Here is a 1006-nt window from a genome sequence, read left to right on the forward strand (position 1 = left end):
AAACCCTATGCGCACCAGCATCGTAAACCACAGTCTAAAAAAACCAAATCAGCCAAGTTGAAACTAAAAAAGTTGGGTGCTCAAGGTCTGTATCATCACAATCCAAAACTAGGCAGGGATTCGGAACCCCTGCCTAGGCTTGCTAGTCTCTTACTTCGTAGGCAAGTACCGCTTTGAACAACGCCGTACCGTTACGGTACTCCACCTCACACAAATCATTTCTGACCAGTGCCAGCGCGACTATCAACGTGAAACACACAATAGCCAGACTCAAGATGGTGGTATTTTTCTTCGGCATAACTTGCCCCTTAAAAGTAAAGAGGCTACTATTTGTATTGTCGTATACATTAGATTGCCTCGTTGGTTAATGGATTAACTACGGGGCTTTCGTCTATCTGGCCTTTGCAAATCTATGCTCCTGCCAAATAGCCAAGAGCACCCGCTTGAAGTTTACCACTTACACTCACATTCCCGTCAACGCTTTATCTTTAAAAAATGGTGTAACCATTTAATCTCTTAGCTTTATTTGAATTCGTAACACAATCAAAAGTCACCATTGGCACCCAGCTTGCAATTCCTTTCTGCTAGACGCTTTTTCTTTAGCTGCTGATGTTCAGCGCGTTTGTAGCTTAACGGTCGAATGACAAAAGGAATGTACAGCAGTGCTTTTAGATCTCGCCCCTAGCGTAAGCTAGGAAGTGGCGAGGCATTTTTAATTCTTTTGCTTATAGATCTTTTTCTCTTTCTTCTTTTAAAGAAAAAATCAAAAGAAAAAATTCAAGATAACAGACTAAAGATCACAACTAATTTTACAGTCTTATTTTGTACTTTAACTTTATAACTAGAAATCATAAACATCAGTAGTTATACCTCAAGATGCCTGTAATCGATGATGATTCAATGAATTTTTAATGACTATGTGAGGTACTTTTTAACGCTATATGCCCTATGGACGATTGTCAGGCATGACAAATATCAGCTGTTAGCTGATAAGGTGATGTGAGGC

At 39.8% G+C, this 1006-nt stretch carries 1 protein-coding gene; it reads right to left on the minus strand.

Translation table 11 applies throughout. The features are described from left to right. Nucleotides 1-142 precede the first annotated feature (142 nt). On the minus strand, nt 143-298 hold the full coding sequence (locus tag NE536_RS22790) for a Hok/Gef family protein (RefSeq protein WP_261273856.1): 156 nt from the start codon (nt 296-298) through the stop codon (nt 143-145). Between the last annotated feature and the right edge of the window lie 708 nt (nt 299-1006).

The sequence above is a fragment of the Shewanella septentrionalis genome, from assembly GCF_025370265.1.
GTDB classification, from domain to species: domain Bacteria; phylum Pseudomonadota; class Gammaproteobacteria; order Enterobacterales; family Shewanellaceae; genus Shewanella; species Shewanella hafniensis.